Origin of the sequence: Microlunatus spumicola, assembly GCF_039536445.1 — a bacterium.
Taxonomy (GTDB): domain Bacteria; phylum Actinomycetota; class Actinomycetes; order Propionibacteriales; family Propionibacteriaceae; genus Microlunatus; species Microlunatus spumicola.
The window spans coordinates 679,219-694,789 of sequence record NZ_BAAAYR010000004.1 but is presented as its reverse complement, the minus strand read 5'-3'; the positions used below and the strand labels follow the sequence as shown (position 1 = coordinate 694,789).

The window sequence follows — 15,571 nt, the reverse complement described above, 5'->3', positions numbered from 1 at the left end:
CGTCATGCCCCGAGCGAACCTCTCCGCGCCGGTCGTCGTCGCGGCCGGGGCTGATCTTGCCGACGCGGACGGGTTCGAGCAGGTCACGCTGTCGGCCGTCGCCCGGCGGCTCGGGGTGCAGACCGCCAGCCTGTACCACCACGTACGCGACCGGGCCGAGCTGCTCGCGGGCATCCACGAGCTCGCGCTCGACGAGCTGGCCGACCGGATCGCCGAGGCGGTCGCCGGACGTGCCGGTCGGGATGCCCTCGTCGGCCTGGCCGAGGCCCAGCGCACCTTCGCCCGCCGGTCGCCTGGCCGTTGGGCCGCGCTGCAGCAGCCGGCGGCGCCCTCGACCGTCGCCTCGCCCGGCGCCGGGCGCGTCGCCGAGCTGACCATGGCCGTGCTGCGCGGCTACGACCTGTCCGAGGCCGAGCTCGTCCACGTCACCCGCTTCCTCGGCGCGACGGTCAACGGGTTCCTCGCGCTCGAGCGCTCCGGCGGCTTCGGGCACCGCACCCCCGCCCCCGAGGTGTCGTGGCGGCGAACCCTCACGGCCCTGGACGCGATCGTGCGCACCTGGCCCACCTCCGACGAAGGATTCTCTTCATGATCACCACGCCGATCATCGCCGCGTACGTCCGCGGGGTCGCCGAGCTCGAACCCACCAACCGCGGTGTCCGGCTGCACCGCCTGCCCGCGTGGGTGCGCGAGCAGTTCCCCGACGGCCAGCTGCTGGCGATGGAAGGCCAGCCTTCGGGCGCGCGGCTGGTGTTCCGCACGGCTGCGTCGACCGTCGAGCTGGTGTCGCACCCGACGCGAGTGGCCTACCGCGGCGCGGACCGCCCCCGCGGGGCCTTCGACGTCTACGTTGACGGCGAGCTGGCCGACCGGGACGTGCTCGACGGCGGCGACACCGTGGTCGTGGACCTGACGACGGGGGCGACGGCGTACGAGCCCGGCCCGTCCCACACGACGACCGTGCGGCTGCCCGACGGCACGCACGACGTCGAGGTGTGGCTGCCGCACAACGAGGCGCTGGACCTCGTCGAGCTTCGCAGCGACGCGGCGCTGGGGGAGGACGTCCGCGCGGCGCCGGTCTGGCTGCACCACGGGAGCTCGATCAGCCACGGCTCGAACGCCGCGACCCCGAGCGAGACCTGGCCCGCCGTCGCCGCCCGGCTCGGCGGGGTCGAGCTGCGCAACCTCGGGCTCGGCGGCAGCGCGCTGGTCGACCCGTTCCTCGCCCGCGTCATGCGCGACACCGAGGCCGACGTCATCAGCGTCAAGCTCGGCATCAACGTCGTGAACCTCGACGCCATGCGGCTGCGGGCCTTCGTGCCGGCGGTCCACGGGTTCCTCGACACGATCCGCGACGGCCACCCCGACACCCCGCTCCTGCTCGTGTCGCCGATCTTCTGCGGCATCCACGAGAGCACGCCCGGCCCGGGCGCGATCGACCCTGCGACGTTCGGGACGGAGCAGGTGAGGTTCGTCGCCACGGGCGACCCCGCGGAGGCCGCGCAGGGGAAGCTGACCCTCGAGGTGATCCGGCGCGAGCTGCGGTCGCTGTTCGAGCGGCGCGCCGGCGACCCGCACCTGCACCACCTGGAAGGGACCGAGCTCTACGGCCCGGCCGACGCGGTCGAGCTGCCGCTCCCCGACGCGCTGCACCCGGGACCGGAGGCGCACCGGGTGATGGGGGAGCGGTTCGCGAAGCTGGTGTTCGGGGAGGGTGGGGCGTTCGGCGCGGTGGGTTCGCGAGGCTGAGCCTTCGCCTCGGCGCTGGTTGGAGCCAACCTCTTCGAGGCCCTTCGACAAGCTCAGGGGGCGTTGACCGTCCTTCGACAAGCTCAGGGGGCGTATTCCTCCGATTGCTTCTGCCCTAGCGTGTCGAGAACGCGACGGCGGCTCCGTCTCCAGGACGAAGGGCCGCGAGAGGCGCGGCTCGGACGAAGGAGCGACGCGATGCCCAAGTACCTGCTGCTCAAGCACTACCGCGGTGGCCCCGAGCTGCCCACGCCCGTGCCGCCGATGCCGGAGTGGGACCCGGCCGACATCGAGGCCCACATGAACTTCCTCGAGCACGTGAACGACCTGCTCAAGGAGAACGGCGAGTACGTCGACGCGCAGGGTCTGTCGATGAACCAGGAGTGGATCCGCTACGGCGGGCCCGGGGCGGCGCCGGTCCGCAGCGACGGTCCGCACCCGGAGACCGGGGACCTGGTCGCCGGCTGGTACGCGATCGACGTCGACTCGTACGAGCGCGCGGTCGAGCTGGCCGCGTACGTGTCCTCCGAGCCCGGCCCGGGCGGCAAGCCGCTCTACGAGTGGATCCAGATCCGCCAGATCATGGAAGCGCCCCCGTCCTTCACGGAGTGAGCTCTCCGACGGGTCCAGGGAGCGAGCCGGTGGACGAGGGCCTGGTCCGGGCCCTCGTACCCCAGGTGATCGCTGCGCTTCTGCGGCGCGGGGCGGACTTCGCGGCGGCCGAGGACGCGGTCCAGGAGGCGCTGATCGACGCGCTGCGCACCTGGCCCGAGAGCCCGCCGCGCGACCCGCGGGCCTGGCTCACCACCGCGGCGGTGCACCGGCTCACCGACGCGGTCCGCAGCGAGGCGGCCCGGCGGCGGCGCGAGGAGCGTGTCGACGAGGAGCCCGAGCCGGGCCCGACCGAGCAGGCGGACGACACCCTGCTGCTGCTGTTCCTCTGCGCGAGCCCGGAGCTGTCGCCGGCCTCGGCGGTGGCGCTGACCCTGCGGGCCGTCGCCGGGCTGACGACCCGGCAGGTGGCGGACGCGTTCCTCGTGCCCGAGGCGACGATGGCCCAGCGGATCAGCCGGGCCAAGGCGGCGCTGCGCGACCGACGGCTCGACGCCCCGGCCGACGTGGCGGTCGTGCTGCACGTCCTGCACCTCGTCTACACGACGGGGCACACGAGCGACGTCGACCTCGCCCGGGAGGCGATCCGGCTCACCCGCCAGCTCGTGCTTGTCAGCCGGGAGCCGGAGGTGCGCGGGCTGCTCGCCCTGATGCTGCTGCACCATGCGCGCCACCGGGCCCGCGTGGTCGACGGCCGGGTCGTGCCGCTCGACGAGCAGGACCGTGACCGCTGGGACCGGACCCAGATCGCCGAGGGGGTGGCGATCCTGCAGGGTGCGCTCGCGGAGGGGCGGCGCGGCCGCTTCCAGGTCGAGGCCGCCATCGCCGCGCTGCACGACGACGCGGAGACGGCCGCCGAGACGGACTGGCCGCAGATCCTCGCCTGGTACGACGAGCTGGTCGGGCTGAGCCCGGACCCGGTGCGGGACGACCCGGCCGCGGTCCTGAGCCGCGCGGTCGCGGTCGGGCACGTGCTCGGGGCCTCCGCCGGGCTGCTCGAGGTCGAGCGCGTCGAGCCCGTGCTGCGCGACCGGTGGAAGGTCCTGGCGGTGCAGGCCTACCTGCTCCGGATGGCCGGCGACCTGGCCGAGGCGGCCGACGCGTACGCCCGGGCCGCGGAGCGCTGCCCGAGCACCCTCGAGCGCGACCACCTCGTCCGGCAGGCGGCGCTGGCCCGCGCCGCAGGACCTCCGGGCCGTGTGAACGACACGTGACGTTCCCCGGGCTACCTCCTTCGGGGGGTTGAAAACTGTCAGCGGGCCAGGAGACAGTGACCCGGTCGCCGCTGCCACGCCCGTCCGGGTCGCAGCGCCCCCACCGCGATCGAGGAGCCTGTCTGTGCCCGTTCCCACCCCCCGCCGGCCCCGTCACGCAGCGGCGGTCCTCGCCGCCGGAGCGCTGACCGCCGGCCTGCTCGTCGCGGTGCCCAGCACCGCGTCGGCCGCCACCCCCCTGCCGATCGCCGCCATCCAGGGCACCGGCAGGTTCTCGCCGTACGTCGGCAAGACCGTCACCACCACGCCGTCCGTCGTCACCGCGGCCTACCCGACCGGCGGGCTGAGCGGCTTCGTCGTGCAGACGCCCGGCACGGGCGGCAAGGACCGGAGCCTCAAGAAGGCCTCCGACGCCGTGTTCGTCTACACCGGCAAGGCCGGCGTGGACGTCAAGGTCGGCGACCTCGTTTCCGTGACGGGCACCGTCGAGGAGTTCCCGGGCGGGAGCAACGCCGACGCCGACAGCCTCACCGAGATCGCGGGCGACGTGTCCGTGACGAAGTCGGACGCCGCGTACAAGAAGGTCAAGCCGGTCAGCAGCGTCTCGTGGGCGTCGACCTACGACCGCCGCGAGAACCTCGAGTCGATGCTCTACTCGAGCACCGAGACGTGGACGGTCAACGACACCTACACGCTCGGCTCGTACGGCGAGCTGGGCCTTGCGACCGGCGGACGGCTCGTCGAGCCGACGGACAAGGCGCGCTTCGGCTCCAAGGCCGCGGACAAGCAGGCCGAGCGGAACGCCGAGCGCCGCGTCGTGCTCGACGACGGGATGAGCACGCAGCTCGACAAGGCGGGTTCGCCGGGGACGCCGCCGTTCGTCACGCGCAAGTCCGACGTGCGCGTCGGTGATACGGCCAAGCTGACCGAGCCGGTCGTCGTCGACTTCCGCAACGGCACCTGGGCGCTCAACCCGACGCGGCCCACGGCCGCCGGCGACGAGGTCGCGACGATCAAGGACAAGGCGCCCGAGAAGGTGCCGAACGTGAAGGGCGACGTCTCCGTCGCGTCCTTCAACGTCCTCAACTACTTCACCACCCTCGGCACGGCCGACGCGGCCTGCAAGCCCAACCCGGTGAGCACCGACGGCACGCCGAACACGGTGGCCTCGGGCTGCGACCAGCGCGGTGCCTGGGACGCCGCCGACCTCGACCGGCAGCAGACCAAGATCGTCAAGGCGATCAACGCGCTTGACGCGTCGGTCACCGGCCTGATGGAGATCGAGAACTCGGTCAAGCTCGGCGAGACCAGGGACGAGGCGACCAAGACCCTCGTCGCGGCGCTGAACAAGGCCGCCGGGCGCGCGAAGTGGGACTACGTGCCGTCGTCCGACCAGCTCCAGCCGGTCGAGGACCAGGACGTCATCACCAACGCGCTGATCTTCCAGCCCGCCGAGGTCACCTGGGCCGGCAAGGCGTACGCGGACGGCAAGGACGCGACCGACGCCGGGCCGTTCGGCAACGCCCGGACCCCGATCGCCGCGTCCTTCACCCCCGTCGGGGGCGGTGCGCCGATGCTCGTCGCGGTGAACCACTTCAAGTCCAAGGGCTCGGCGCCCAAGGACCCGGCCGACCCGAACGCTGACAACGGGCAGGGCGGCTGGAACGCGGCACGCGTCGCACAGGCGAACGCCCTGCTCGGCTGGCTGCCGTCGGTCCAGAGCGACGCCCGGACCGAGGCCGTCGCCCTGGTCGGTGACTTCAACTCCTACACGCACGAGGACCCGCTCGAGACCCTCTACGCCGCGGGCTGGGAGAACGCCGCCAAGCAGAAGGACTACTCGTACAACTTCGACGGGCTGTCCGGCTCGCTCGACCACGTGCTCCTCAACCCGGCCGCGGACAAGCGCCTGACCGGCAGCGGGGTCTGGAACATCAACTCCGTCGAGCCCGTGCTGCGCGAGTACAGCCGCTACAAGTCGACCAAGATCGACTACTACCGCGACGACGTCTACCGGGCCAGCGACCACGACCCGGTCAAGGTCGGGCTGGAGCGCGGCAAGGCCCGCGAGACCACGCTGACGATGCTGAACTTCAACGACTTCCACGGGCGCATCGCCGCGGCGTCGCCGGACACCACGCAGTTCTTCGGGACCATCGAGCAGCAGCGCGCGACGAGCGGCGAGGGCAACACCCTCGTCCTCTCGGCGGGCGACAACATCGGGGCGTCGCTCTTCGCCTCGTCGGTGCAGGAGGACCAGCCGACGATCGACGTACTCAACGCCGCCGACGTCGACGCCTCCGCGGTCGGTAACCACGAGTTCGACCGGGGGTTCGCCGACCTCGACGGGCGCGTGCAGAAGGCCGCGGACTGGACCTACCTGGGCGCGAACGTCTACCGCAAGGGCACGACCAAGCCCGTGCTGCCGAGCTACACGGTGATCGAGCGCGGCGGGCTGAAGGTCGGCGTCGTCGGGGTCGTGACCCAGGAGACGTCGACGCTGGTGTCGCCGGCCGGCATCAGCGACATCGAGTTCGGTGACCCGGTGACCGCGGTCAACCGGGTGGCGAAGCAGCTCACCGACGGCAAGAAGTCCAACGGCGAGGCCGACGTCGTGGTCGCCGAGTACCACGAGGGCGCGAGCAAGACCCAGCTCGACCCGACGACGGGCGGCGAGGTCGTCAGCCTCGCCGACCAGCTGAAGGCCAGCCCGGTCTTCGCGCACATCGTCAACGACACGTCGCCCAAGGTGGCGGCGATCTTCACCGCCCACACGCACCAGGCCTACGCCTACGACGCGCCGGTCCCCGGCGTCGCCGGGGCCACCCGCCCGGTGACCCAGAGCGGGTCGTACGCGGCCTTCCTCACCAAGGTGACGCTGACGGTCGACACCAAGACCAAGGCGGTGCTCGCCCACACCGAGCAGAACCTGAAGCCGACCACCGTCTCCGACGATGACCTGGCCGCGGCCTACCCGCGGGTGCGTCGCATCGCCGGGATCGTCACCGCCGCGCTCGACCGGGCCGAGGAGCTCGGGTCGGTCAAGATCGGCGAGGCCACTCACGAGATCACCCGGGCGTTCGGCGAGGACGGCGAGGACACCCGCGCCGCCGAGTCGACGCTGAGCGACCTCGTGGCCGAGATGTACCGCTCGTCGACCGCCACGCCGGAGCGGGGGAGCGCGCAGATCGGCGTGCAGAACCCGGGCGGGGTCCGCGAGGACCTCGACGAGGGCACGGTGACCTTCGGGGAGGCGGCGTCGGTCCTGCCGTTCGCCAACTCCCTGTTCACCGTCGACCTGACCGGCGCGCAGTTCACGACGCTCCTCGAGCAGCAGTGGCAGCGCGACGCGAGCGGGAACATCCCCTCGCGGCCGTACCTGCAGCTGGGCCTGTCGAAGAACGTGACCTACACCTACGACGAGCAGCTGGCCGAGGGCAGCCGCATCACGTCGGTCACGGTCGACGGCAAGCCGATCGACCCGGCGGCGACCTACCGCGTGGCCACGAACAGCTTCCTGGCCGCGGGCGGGGACAACTTCCGGGTGTTCGGCGAGGGGAAGAACAGCAAGGACACCGGCCTGTCGGACCTCGACTCGTGGACCGACTACATCAAGGCCGAGACGCCGGTCAGCCCGTCGTTCGCCAAGCAGGCGGTCGCGGTCTCGCCGCTGCCGAGCACGCTCACGGCGGGCGGGACGACGACCTTCACGCTGTCCTCGCTCGACTTCAGCAGCCGTCCGACGAAGGACGGCGCGTACAAGGGTTCCGACGAGCAGACCTCGACGGTGACCGCGACGCTGAACGGCACGGCGATCGGCACCAGCCCGGCGGCCGACGGGAAGGCCACGATCGCGCTGGCCGTGCCGGCCGAGGCCGCGAAGGGGGCCGGCACGCTGGTGCTGACCACCGACACGGGGACGACGGTGACGATCCCGGTGATCGTGGGCTGAGTCCAGCCCGTTCGAGGGCCGGCCGGATCGTGGCGACCCGGCCGGCCCTTCGTCGTTCTCCGGCCTTCGGACGACCGCTCAGCCGCGCGCGATGAGGGCGATGGCGTTGACGATCGTGACGAGGATCCCGATGCCCGCGAGCACGAAGGGCCAGATCCGGACGGGCACGAAGAACAGGCTCGAGCGCGGCTGCACGTAGACCGGCTGCCCGGTCTGCGGGTTCACGACCGGGATCTGCCGGTGCGTCTGGTTGCCCACCCGCTCGGGCAGGGGCTGCAGGACGAACTGCTGCTGCGGCTTGTCAAGGTGCGGCCGGAGGACGTAGCGGTCCAGCAGGTAGGTGTAGACCGCGGCCGCGATCAGCCCGACGCCCATGAACATGCTGAAGCTCGGGCCGTTCGTGCGGCCCGGGAGGAGGAGCGCGTCGAGCAGGGCGCCGGTGCCGACCCCCAGGCCGACGGCGACGAGGATGAGGATGCCCCAGCGGGACCAGATGATCACGGTCGGGAAACGTACCGGGGACGAAGGTCAGCGACGCGGGCTGCGGCGGGTTCTCAGCAGGTTCACGGCGCCGGAGAGCGTCGCGGTCAGGGGCTGCGCCGGCCGTTCGACGTAGCCCCCGGCGAGCAGGCCGGCGTGCCGCTCGAAGACGTTGCGGGACGACCGGTCGCCGGTGCGCACCACCGACCAGGCCATGGCCAGGGTGTAGAGCGGCAGGTAGGGCAGGCCGAGGAAGACGGCGTACTGCCGGCTGTGCCGCTCCTCGTGCGCGAGCAGCCCGGGATGGCGCCGCAGCAGGGCGTCGAACGTGCTCGCGGTGACGATCACGTCGCCGACCGTGAAGGCCCCCGCGACCGGGAACCGGAAGCCGTAGCCCTCGGCGAGCACCAGCCCGTACGGCCCCGGTCGCCGACGGGCCCCGCCGGCGCGGGCGACGGCGAGGCCGAGCGGGGTGCTGAGGTTCAGGAGGTTGGCGAGGCGGCGCGCCCGCTGGGCCCGGCAGAGCCCGCTCGCGACGCCTGCTTCGACGACCGGCGGCTCGTGTCCCACGTCGCGAATGTAGACCTCGGGAGGGCCGTCCGCATGCTGGTCAGCCGGCTCAGCATCCGGACGGCGACGCCCGTGATCGGCCGACTGCCGCCTAGAGTTCTTCTCACATCAAGAGGGGACGAGGGAACGGCCCGTCGACTCCCCGGCAACCGGCTGACCAGCAGACACGGTGCCACTTCCGGCTCGCGCGAACGTCGCGCGAGACAGATGACGAAGGACTGATACGTCATGACCGCGGTGCTCGACACCCAGGTTCTCCCGCCCGTCGGCGTCCGCGCCGGTGCCTTCGGGAACGCCACCCACCTCGCCTGTCGTGCCTGTGGTGCGCAGTCGCCGCTCGGCCCCTTCTACGCCTGCATGGAGTGCTTCGGCCCGCTCGAGGTCGGCTACGACTTCCCGCGCGTGACCCGCGCGCAGATCGAGGCCGGCCCCAAGAGCATCTGGCGCTACGCGCCGCTGCTGCCCGTCCCGGCGGACATCGCCACGTTCCGCTCGACGGACCCGGGCTTCACCCGCCTGGTCGACGCCGGCAACCTCGCCGCCGACCTCGGGCTGCGCAAGCTGCACGTCAAGGACGACTCGGGCAACCCGACGCACTCCTTCAAGGACCGCGTCGTCGCCGTGGCCCTCTCGGCGGCCCGCGAGCTCGGGCTGAACGTCCTCGCCTGCCCCTCCACCGGCAACCTGGCCAACGCGGTCGCGGCCGCCGCCGCCCGCGCCGGGATCCGCTCGGTCGTCCTGGTCCCGTCGAACCTCGAGCAGCAGAAGATCATCGCCTCGGCGGTCTACGACACGACGCTGATCGCCATCGAGGGCAACTACGACGACGTGAACAAGCTCGCGAGCGAGATCGCCGGCGAGGAGGAGGGCTGGGCGTTCGTCAACGTCAACGTGCGGCCCTACTACGCCGAGGGCTCCAAGACGCTGGCCTACGAGATCGCCGAGCAGCTCGGCTGGCGCCTGCCGGACCAGCTGGTCATCCCGGTCGCATCCGGCTCGCAGCTCACCAAGATCGACAAGGGCTTCTCCGAGCTGATCAAGCTCGGGCTGGTCGAGGACAAGCCGGTCCGCATCTTCGGGGCGCAGGCCACGGGCTGCTCGCCGATCGTGCAGGCGTACGAGGCCGGCCAGGACGTCGTCGCCCCGGTCCGCCCGAACACGATCGCCAAGTCGCTCGCCATCGGCAACCCGGCCGACGGGCCGTACGTGCTCGACGTGGTCCGCCGCACCGGCGGCCGCATCGCCGACGTCGACGACGAGACCGTCGTCCGCAACATCCTCCGGCTTGCCCGGACCGAGGGCATCTTCGGCGAGACCGCCGGTGGCGTGACCGTCGGCGTGACGGCGAAGCTCATCGCCGACGGCGACCTCGACCCGGACGGCGAGACCGTGATCATCAACTCCGGCGACGGGCTCAAGACCCTCGACGCCGTGGCCGGCCACGTCGGGCCCAAGACGACGATCCCGCCGCGCTACGAGGCGTTCACCGACTTCTGGAAGGGCTACACCGCATGAGTGCGAACGTCCGCATCCCCACCATCCTGCGCACCTACACGGGCGGGCAGAAGGAGGTCGAGGCGAGCGGTCACACGCTGGCTCACGTCCTCGAGTCCCTCGACGCCGACTACCCGGGCCTCAAGGCCCGGATCGTCGACGACAACGGCGCGCTCCGCCGCTTCGTGAACGTCTACGTCGGCGACGACGACGTGCGGTTCATCGGTGGCCTCGAGGCCGAGGTGCCCGACAACGGCGCGGTCTCGATCATCCCGGCGGTCGCGGGCGGCTAGGACGCGTCTCCCCGCCTGCGCCCGGTGGAGCGGGGAGACACGTCCTCAACCCTCAGGCAGCGACGGGCCCTCGGGTCCGCCGCAGCGCCCGCCCGTACGCCGGGTTGCTCGTGATCACGAGCGGCACGGTGGACAGGACGCGGCGCACGGCGTACCCGTTGGCCGTGGCCAGCAGGTCGGTCGTCGGCAGGCCCGGGAGCCCGTAGAGGCGTCGCGCCCACGGCGGGAGCATGGCGAGGCCGAGGCCCACCATCCCGGCCCAGGCCGGTCGGGCGGGGGTGCCGAGACGGACCCAGCGGGGCATCGGCGGCAGCATGAACTTCAGCGTGTTCCGCCGGGCCACCTGCGACACGCGCAGCTGCGGACGGACGTACGCGTAGTAGTCCTCGATGTCCGCCTCGGAGGCGGGAACCGTGTGCCGCTCGAGCCCGACGAGCTCGGCGCTCGCGCGCATCTCGTCGACGTACTGGTCGCCCTCGCCCGGACGGAGGATCCCGCCGCAGCGCCGGTAGGTCGACAGGAACGACTCGGTCTCGGTCACGTGCACCCAGCGCAGCAGCTCGGGGTCGTCGACGCGGTAGGGGAGCCCCGACTCGGGCTCGACGCCCGGCGGGAGCGCGGCGTGGATGCGCCGCAGGACCCGGCCGGCCTTCTCGGCCTCGGCGGTCGTGCCGTAGGTGACCGTGGCCACCCAGTCGCCCGTCCGCTGGAGCCGGCCCCACATGTCGTCGAACCAGACCGTGTTGTCGTTGAAGCCGGCCATCACGAGCGGGTGCACCGCCTGCAGCGACAGCGCACGGAACCCGGCCAGCGCCATCGACTGGTTGCCGTGGATCCGCCACGTCACGGAGTCCGGGCCGTAGAGTCCGGCGTCGGCGCGTTCCTCGACCATCGCGACCACCACTAGTCGGCCGTCCCCAGGTCGACCTTCTCGTTCTCCCCGCCGGAGTAGCGCTGGCCGGTGAGCTTGGACTTGGCCAGGCTCAGGACCGAGGAGACGCGGCCGCCCGGGCCGTCCCAGTACTCGGCGGTCTCGCCGCTGACCTTGATCAGCACGATCGACGGGTCCTCGGGACCCTGCGGGAACCAGGCCTCCATGTCGACCGACCACAGCTCCTTGGCCTTCTCGACGTCGTCCACGACCGCGGCCGAGCCGTTGATCGAGACCCAGGTGCTGCTGGAGGCCAGCGTCACCGCGACGTGCGGGTTGCTGCGGACGTGCTCGACCTTGCGGGAGTCGCGCGAGGAGAAGAACCAGAGGTCGCCGTCGGCCTCCACCTCCTGGTGGGCCATCGGCCGGCTGACGAGCTCGCCGTCGGCGTCGACGGTGGTGAGCATGGCGAACTTGATGTCGGAGGCGAGGTCCGCGACCTTGGCGGGGCTGGCGGACGTGTCGTGGTCAGAAGTCACGTTCATTGATTCAGCGCGCGGGCGCGCGCGGACGCCTCGGAGCCGGACTTCTCGGTCTACTCACAGGTCCACCCGGCGTGCCGGTCGTCCACAGGGCCTGCACCTCGGCCGCGGCGCCGTCCACAGGCGCGGCGACGGGCGGCTGGTTCGGCGCACGCCGACCAGGATGGAAGCATGAGCACGATGACGACGAGCAGCGCGGCCCAGGTCCTCGAACGCGTGATCGCGGCGATGGCCGGTCCCGACGCGCGCCCCCGCGCCGACCAGGTGCGCGCGGTCGAGGAGCTCGTCGTCCGGCACCGCCGGGTGCTCGTCGTGCAGGCCACGGGCTGGGGCAAGTCCGCCGTCTACTGGGCCGCGACGGCTGCGCTGCGCGAGCAGGGCGCCGGGCCGACGCTCGTGGTCTCCCCGCTGCTGGCGCTGATGCGCGACCAGATCGCGGCCGCGGAGCGGGCGGGGCTCAAGGCCGCGACGATCAACTCGACGAACCTCGACGCGTGGGCACAGGTCCTGACCGACGTGCGGGCGGGGACCATCGACGTGCTGCTCATCTCGCCCGAGCGGCTCTCCAACCCGGCCTTCGCCGCCCAGCTGCCCGACCTGCTCAGCTCGGTCGGCATGCTCGTGATCGACGAGGCGCACTGCGTCTCCGACTGGGGCTTCGACTTCCGGCCGGACTACCAGCGGCTCACCCGCAGCATGCTCGGCCTCGCCCCGGGGACGCCCGTGCTGGCGACCACCGCGACGGCCAACGAGCGGGTCACCGCCGACGTCGCGGCGCAGCTCGGCGACGACACCGTGACGCTCCGCGGGTCGCTGGCCCGTGCCTCCTTGACGCTCTCGGTGGTGCCGTCGATGTCGGTGCTGGAGCGGTACGCCTGGGTCGCAGAGGCGCTGCGCACCCTGCCGGGCTCGGGCATCGTCTACGTCCTGACGGTCGCGGAGACGCAGCGGGTATCGGCGTTCCTGACCGAGCAGGGGCTGGACGTCGCGCCCTACTCCGGGCAGAGCCAGGACCGCGAGCAGCTCGAGGACCGGCTCCGGGACAACAAGGTCAAGGCGCTGGTCGCCACCTCCGCGCTCGGCATGGGCTACGACAAGCCGGACCTGGCCTTCTGCATCCACCTGGGTTCGCCGAGCTCGCCCGTCGCCTACTACCAGCAGGTCGGCCGTGCGGGTCGTGCGCTGGACGACGCGGTGGCCGTCCTCGTGCCGGCCGAGTCAGACGAGCGGATCTGGGACTACTTCGCGACCGCTGGCATCCCGGACGAGCAGCAGGTCGAGCGGGTGCTGGACGTCCTCGGCGCGGAGGCGCAGTCGCTGCCGACCATCGAGTCGGCGACGGGGATGCGCAGGGGCCGGCTGGAGGGCCTGCTCAAGATCCTCGCCGTCGACGAGGCGGTCGAGCGTCGAGCCGGCGGGTGGGTGGCCACCGGCAAGGGCTGGTACTACGACGAGGCCAAGTGGTCGGCGCTGCGGCAGGTCCGGGCCGCCGAGGCGGACCTGATGCGCTCGTACGCCCACGGCGAGGGCTGCCTGATGCAGTTCCTGCAGCTGGCCCTCGACGACCCCGACCCGCACCGCTGCGGGCGCTGCTCGGTCTGCACCGGGCGACTGCCCGCCCCGGGCGCCCGCCCGTCGGAGGAGTCGGTGGCCGCGGCCCGGACGTTCTTCCGCGGTCAGGACGTGATCGTGGAGCCGCGCAAGCTGTGGCCGAGCGGGGTCGAGCGCAAGGGCAAGATCGGGTTCCTCGAGCCGGGCCGCGCGCTGGCGTTCGCCGACGACCCGGCCTGGAGCACCGAGCTGGCTCGGCTGTGGCGCACCGACGAGGCGGCCCCGCCGGTCGTGCTCGAGGGCTGCGTCGAGGTGCTCAAGCGCTGGTCGAAGACGTGGCAGCGCCCGGTCGCGGTGGTGGCGATGCCGTCACGCCGGTTCCCGCGGCTCGTCACCTCGGTGGCCGAGCACCTGGCCCGGATCGGGCGCCTGCCGTTCGTCGACGCCCTGGAGGTCGGGGGACCGCTGCCGGCCGTCGACGCCAGCTCGTCGGCCCGGGTGAAGGACCTGACCATGCGGACGCGGGTCCGTGAGGGCGTGACGTTCGACGGGCCGGTGCTGCTCGTGGACGACACCATCCGCAGCCGCTGGACGCTCACCGTCGCCGGGGCCCTGCTCGCCGACGCCGGGGCGACGCGCGTGCTGCCCCTCGCCCTCCACCAGCTGCCCTAGCGCCCGCGCGTCCTCATCCCCTGAAACGGCCGCGAGCGGTACCTCTTCCCGGTCTCGAGTGGTCGAGGACCGGGAAGGGGTACCGCTCGCGGGGTGAGCGCTGGGTGGTGGTGAGGCTCAGTCCCCGAGGAGCCAGCCGCAGGGGCCGGTGAGCTCCTTGGCCGACGGCGGGCCCCACGAGTGGTCGTCGTAGATCTCGACCTGGGGACGGGCGTCGGTGAGCATCGGCTGGAACGCCTGGAAGGCGGACTCCAGGCCGGTGGAGCTGGTGAAGAGCATCCGGTTGCCGGAGAGGACGTCGTGGATCAGCGAGGTGTAGGGCGCCATCGAGCCGGGGGCGACGTTCGCGAGGCTGAGCGAGGTCGCGCTCTCGGCCGGCAGCGGGTCGGGACCCGGCTTCTTGACCGTGAGGCGGATGTCGATCGCGCCGTTGCCCTTGAGGTCGAAGACGATCGCGTTCGCGTCCGGGTGGATGTGGTCCAGCGGGCCGTCGGAGGGCTTGAAGATCAGGCTGACCTTCTGCGCGCTCTCCTTCATCATCTTGCCGGTGCGCAGCAGGAAGGGCACCCCGCGCCAGCGGTCGGTGTCGATCCACAGCCGCGCGGCGGCGAAGGTCTCGGTCTTCGAGTCCTTCTCGACGCCCTCGGTGTCGAGGTAGCTGGCGTACTGACCGAGCACGACCTCCTTCGGGTCGAGCGGGCGGAACGCGGCGATGACCGACTCGCGGGCGGCCTGCACGTCCTCGGGGTCCATGCTCAGCGGCGGCTCGAGGGCGACCTCGGCCGCGACCTGGAAGAGGTGGGTCGCGAGCATGTCGAGCATCGCGCCGGTCGCGTCGTAGAAGTCGGCGCGGTCGGCGATGTCGAGGGTCTCGGGGACGTCGATCTGCACCTGGGCGATGTGCCGGCGGTTCCAGACGTCGCCGAAGAGGCGGTTCGCGAACCGGGTGAGGTAGAGGTTCTGCGTCGCCTCCTTCCCGAGGAAGTGGTCGATCCGGTAGATCTGCTCCTCGTCGAAGGCGCTGTGCACGAGGTCGTCGAGGGCGTGGAAGCTCTCCAGGGACGTGCCGTACGGCTTCTCGTAGACGGCCTTGGCGGTGTCGTAGTTCAGGCCGTGCGCCTTGATCGCCTTCGTGGTCGGCTCGAAGGCCACCGGCGGCAGCGACAGGTAGTGGACGAGCTGGACCTTGTGGCCCAGCTCCTCCTCCAGCTGCTTGATCGCGTCGAGCAGGGTGCCCGGGTCGTCCTCGCGGAAGCCGCCGCCCGCGAAGGACACGTTCTTGGCGAACTCTGCGAACTCGTCGTCGTCGGGCGCCGAGGAGAACTCGGTCAGAGAGTCGCGGATGTGCTTCGCGAACTCCTCGGCCGACACGTCGCCGCGCCCGTTGCCGATGAGGCGGAACTGGTCCGGGAGCAGCCCTCGGGTGAAGAGCTCGTAGATGGCGGGGAGCACCATCCGCTTGGCGAGGTCGCCCGTCCCGCCGTAGAGGATGATCGCGGTCGGGTCGTCGATGGGGTCCGGCTGCTGGACGTCGTCGGACTGCTGCGCGTTGGCGGAATCAGGCACGGTCT

At 72.0% G+C, this 15,571-nt stretch carries 13 protein-coding genes and 1 riboswitch; of the genes, 8 read left to right on the top strand and 5 right to left on the bottom strand.

Going from position 1 to position 15,571, the window contains the following annotated elements:
* Positions 1-4 precede the first annotated feature (4 nt).
* The 5 genes from ABD665_RS16125 (at position 5) to ABD665_RS16105 (ending at position 7,527) form a co-directional block, all read left to right on the top strand.
* Positions 5-592: a WHG domain-containing protein gene (locus ABD665_RS16125; RefSeq protein ID WP_204913624.1), complete on the top strand. Its 588-nt coding sequence runs from the start codon at positions 5-7 to the stop codon at positions 590-592.
* The gene (locus ABD665_RS16120) at positions 589-1,749 is read left to right on the top strand and encodes an SGNH/GDSL hydrolase family protein (RefSeq protein ID WP_204913623.1); all 1,161 of its coding nucleotides are present in this window, start codon (positions 589-591) and stop codon (positions 1,747-1,749) included. Before ABD665_RS16125 ends, ABD665_RS16120 begins: the two co-directional genes overlap by 4 nt.
* 198 nt (positions 1,750-1,947) lie before the next feature.
* Positions 1,948-2,361 carry a YciI family protein gene (locus ABD665_RS16115; RefSeq protein ID WP_204913622.1) on the top strand — a complete coding sequence of 138 codons (414 nt, stop codon included), beginning with the start codon at positions 1,948-1,950 and terminating at the stop codon, positions 2,359-2,361.
* A complete protein-coding gene (locus ABD665_RS16110) occupies positions 2,358-3,575 on the top strand; it encodes an RNA polymerase sigma factor (RefSeq protein WP_344742524.1) in 1,218 nt (405 codons plus the stop codon). The genes ABD665_RS16115 and ABD665_RS16110 overlap by 4 nt, the downstream gene beginning before the upstream one ends.
* Before the next feature lie 124 nt (positions 3,576-3,699).
* Positions 3,700-7,527 (top strand): ExeM/NucH family extracellular endonuclease, encoded by a 3,828-nt coding sequence (locus ABD665_RS16105; RefSeq protein ID WP_204913620.1) that lies wholly within the window; start codon positions 3,700-3,702, stop codon positions 7,525-7,527.
* 78 nt (positions 7,528-7,605) lie between these two features.
* On the opposite strand, the gene ABD665_RS16100 is transcribed toward ABD665_RS16105, so the two are convergent.
* Positions 7,606-8,028: a hypothetical protein gene (locus ABD665_RS16100; RefSeq protein ID WP_204913619.1), complete on the bottom strand. Its 423-nt coding sequence runs from the start codon at positions 8,026-8,028 to the stop codon at positions 7,606-7,608.
* Positions 8,029-8,055: 27 nt separating this feature from the next.
* On the bottom strand, positions 8,056-8,577 hold the full coding sequence (locus ABD665_RS16095) for a hypothetical protein (protein ID WP_344742523.1): 522 nt from the start codon (positions 8,575-8,577) through the stop codon (positions 8,056-8,058).
* 102 nt (positions 8,578-8,679) lie between these two features.
* A riboswitch (SAM riboswitch) is annotated at positions 8,680-8,791 on the top strand.
* Positions 8,792-8,805: 14 nt separating this feature from the next.
* Between ABD665_RS16095 and thrC the strand changes: the two genes are divergently transcribed.
* The gene (gene thrC / locus ABD665_RS16090; protein ID WP_204913618.1) at positions 8,806-10,092 is read left to right on the top strand and encodes a threonine synthase; all 1,287 of its coding nucleotides are present in this window, start codon (positions 8,806-8,808) and stop codon (positions 10,090-10,092) included.
* A complete protein-coding gene (locus tag ABD665_RS16085; protein WP_204913617.1) occupies positions 10,089-10,364 on the top strand; it encodes a MoaD/ThiS family protein in 276 nt (91 codons plus the stop codon). Before thrC ends, ABD665_RS16085 begins: the two co-directional genes overlap by 4 nt.
* Before the next feature lie 52 nt (positions 10,365-10,416).
* Here ABD665_RS16085 and ABD665_RS16080 read toward each other — a convergent pair whose 3' ends face one another.
* Positions 10,417-11,256, bottom strand: coding sequence for an oxygenase MpaB family protein (locus tag ABD665_RS16080; protein ID WP_204913616.1), 840 nt, complete (start codon positions 11,254-11,256; stop codon positions 10,417-10,419).
* An 11-nt stretch (positions 11,257-11,267) separates the two neighbouring features.
* Positions 11,268-11,780: a pyridoxamine 5'-phosphate oxidase family protein gene (locus ABD665_RS16075; protein WP_204913615.1), complete on the bottom strand. Its 513-nt coding sequence runs from the start codon at positions 11,778-11,780 to the stop codon at positions 11,268-11,270.
* Positions 11,781-11,948: 168 nt separating this feature from the next.
* Here ABD665_RS16075 and ABD665_RS16070 point away from each other — a divergent pair, with 168 nt between their 5' ends.
* The gene (locus tag ABD665_RS16070) at positions 11,949-14,000 is read left to right on the top strand and encodes a RecQ family ATP-dependent DNA helicase (RefSeq protein ID WP_344742522.1); all 2,052 of its coding nucleotides are present in this window, start codon (positions 11,949-11,951) and stop codon (positions 13,998-14,000) included.
* A 117-nt stretch (positions 14,001-14,117) separates the two neighbouring features.
* Here ABD665_RS16070 and ABD665_RS16065 read toward each other — a convergent pair whose 3' ends face one another.
* Positions 14,118-15,566 carry a glucose-6-phosphate dehydrogenase gene (locus ABD665_RS16065; protein ID WP_204913614.1) on the bottom strand — a complete coding sequence of 483 codons (1,449 nt, stop codon included), beginning with the start codon at positions 15,564-15,566 and terminating at the stop codon, positions 14,118-14,120.
* Between the last annotated feature and the right edge of the window lie 5 nt (positions 15,567-15,571).

What these genes read in the sequence shown, in the direction of transcription:
- ABD665_RS16125 (WP_204913624.1), top strand. Translation starts at nt 5, where the DNA reads ATGCCCCGAGCGAACCTCTCCGCGCCGGTCGTCGTCGCGGCCGGGGCT.
- ABD665_RS16120 (WP_204913623.1), top strand. Translation starts at nt 589, where the DNA reads ATGATCACCACGCCGATCATCGCCGCGTACGTCCGCGGGGTCGCCGAG.
- ABD665_RS16115 (WP_204913622.1), top strand. Translation starts at nt 1,948, where the DNA reads ATGCCCAAGTACCTGCTGCTCAAGCACTACCGCGGTGGCCCCGAGCTG.
- thrC (WP_204913618.1), top strand. Translation starts at nt 8,806, where the DNA reads ATGACCGCGGTGCTCGACACCCAGGTTCTCCCGCCCGTCGGCGTCCGC.
- ABD665_RS16085 (WP_204913617.1), top strand. Translation starts at nt 10,089, where the DNA reads ATGAGTGCGAACGTCCGCATCCCCACCATCCTGCGCACCTACACGGGC.
- ABD665_RS16080 (WP_204913616.1), bottom strand. Translation starts at nt 11,256, where the DNA reads ATGGTCGAGGAACGCGCCGACGCCGGACTCTACGGCCCGGACTCCGTG.
- ABD665_RS16075 (WP_204913615.1), bottom strand. Translation starts at nt 11,780, where the DNA reads ATGAACGTGACTTCTGACCACGACACGTCCGCCAGCCCCGCCAAGGTC.
- ABD665_RS16070 (WP_344742522.1), top strand. Translation starts at nt 11,949, where the DNA reads ATGAGCACGATGACGACGAGCAGCGCGGCCCAGGTCCTCGAACGCGTG.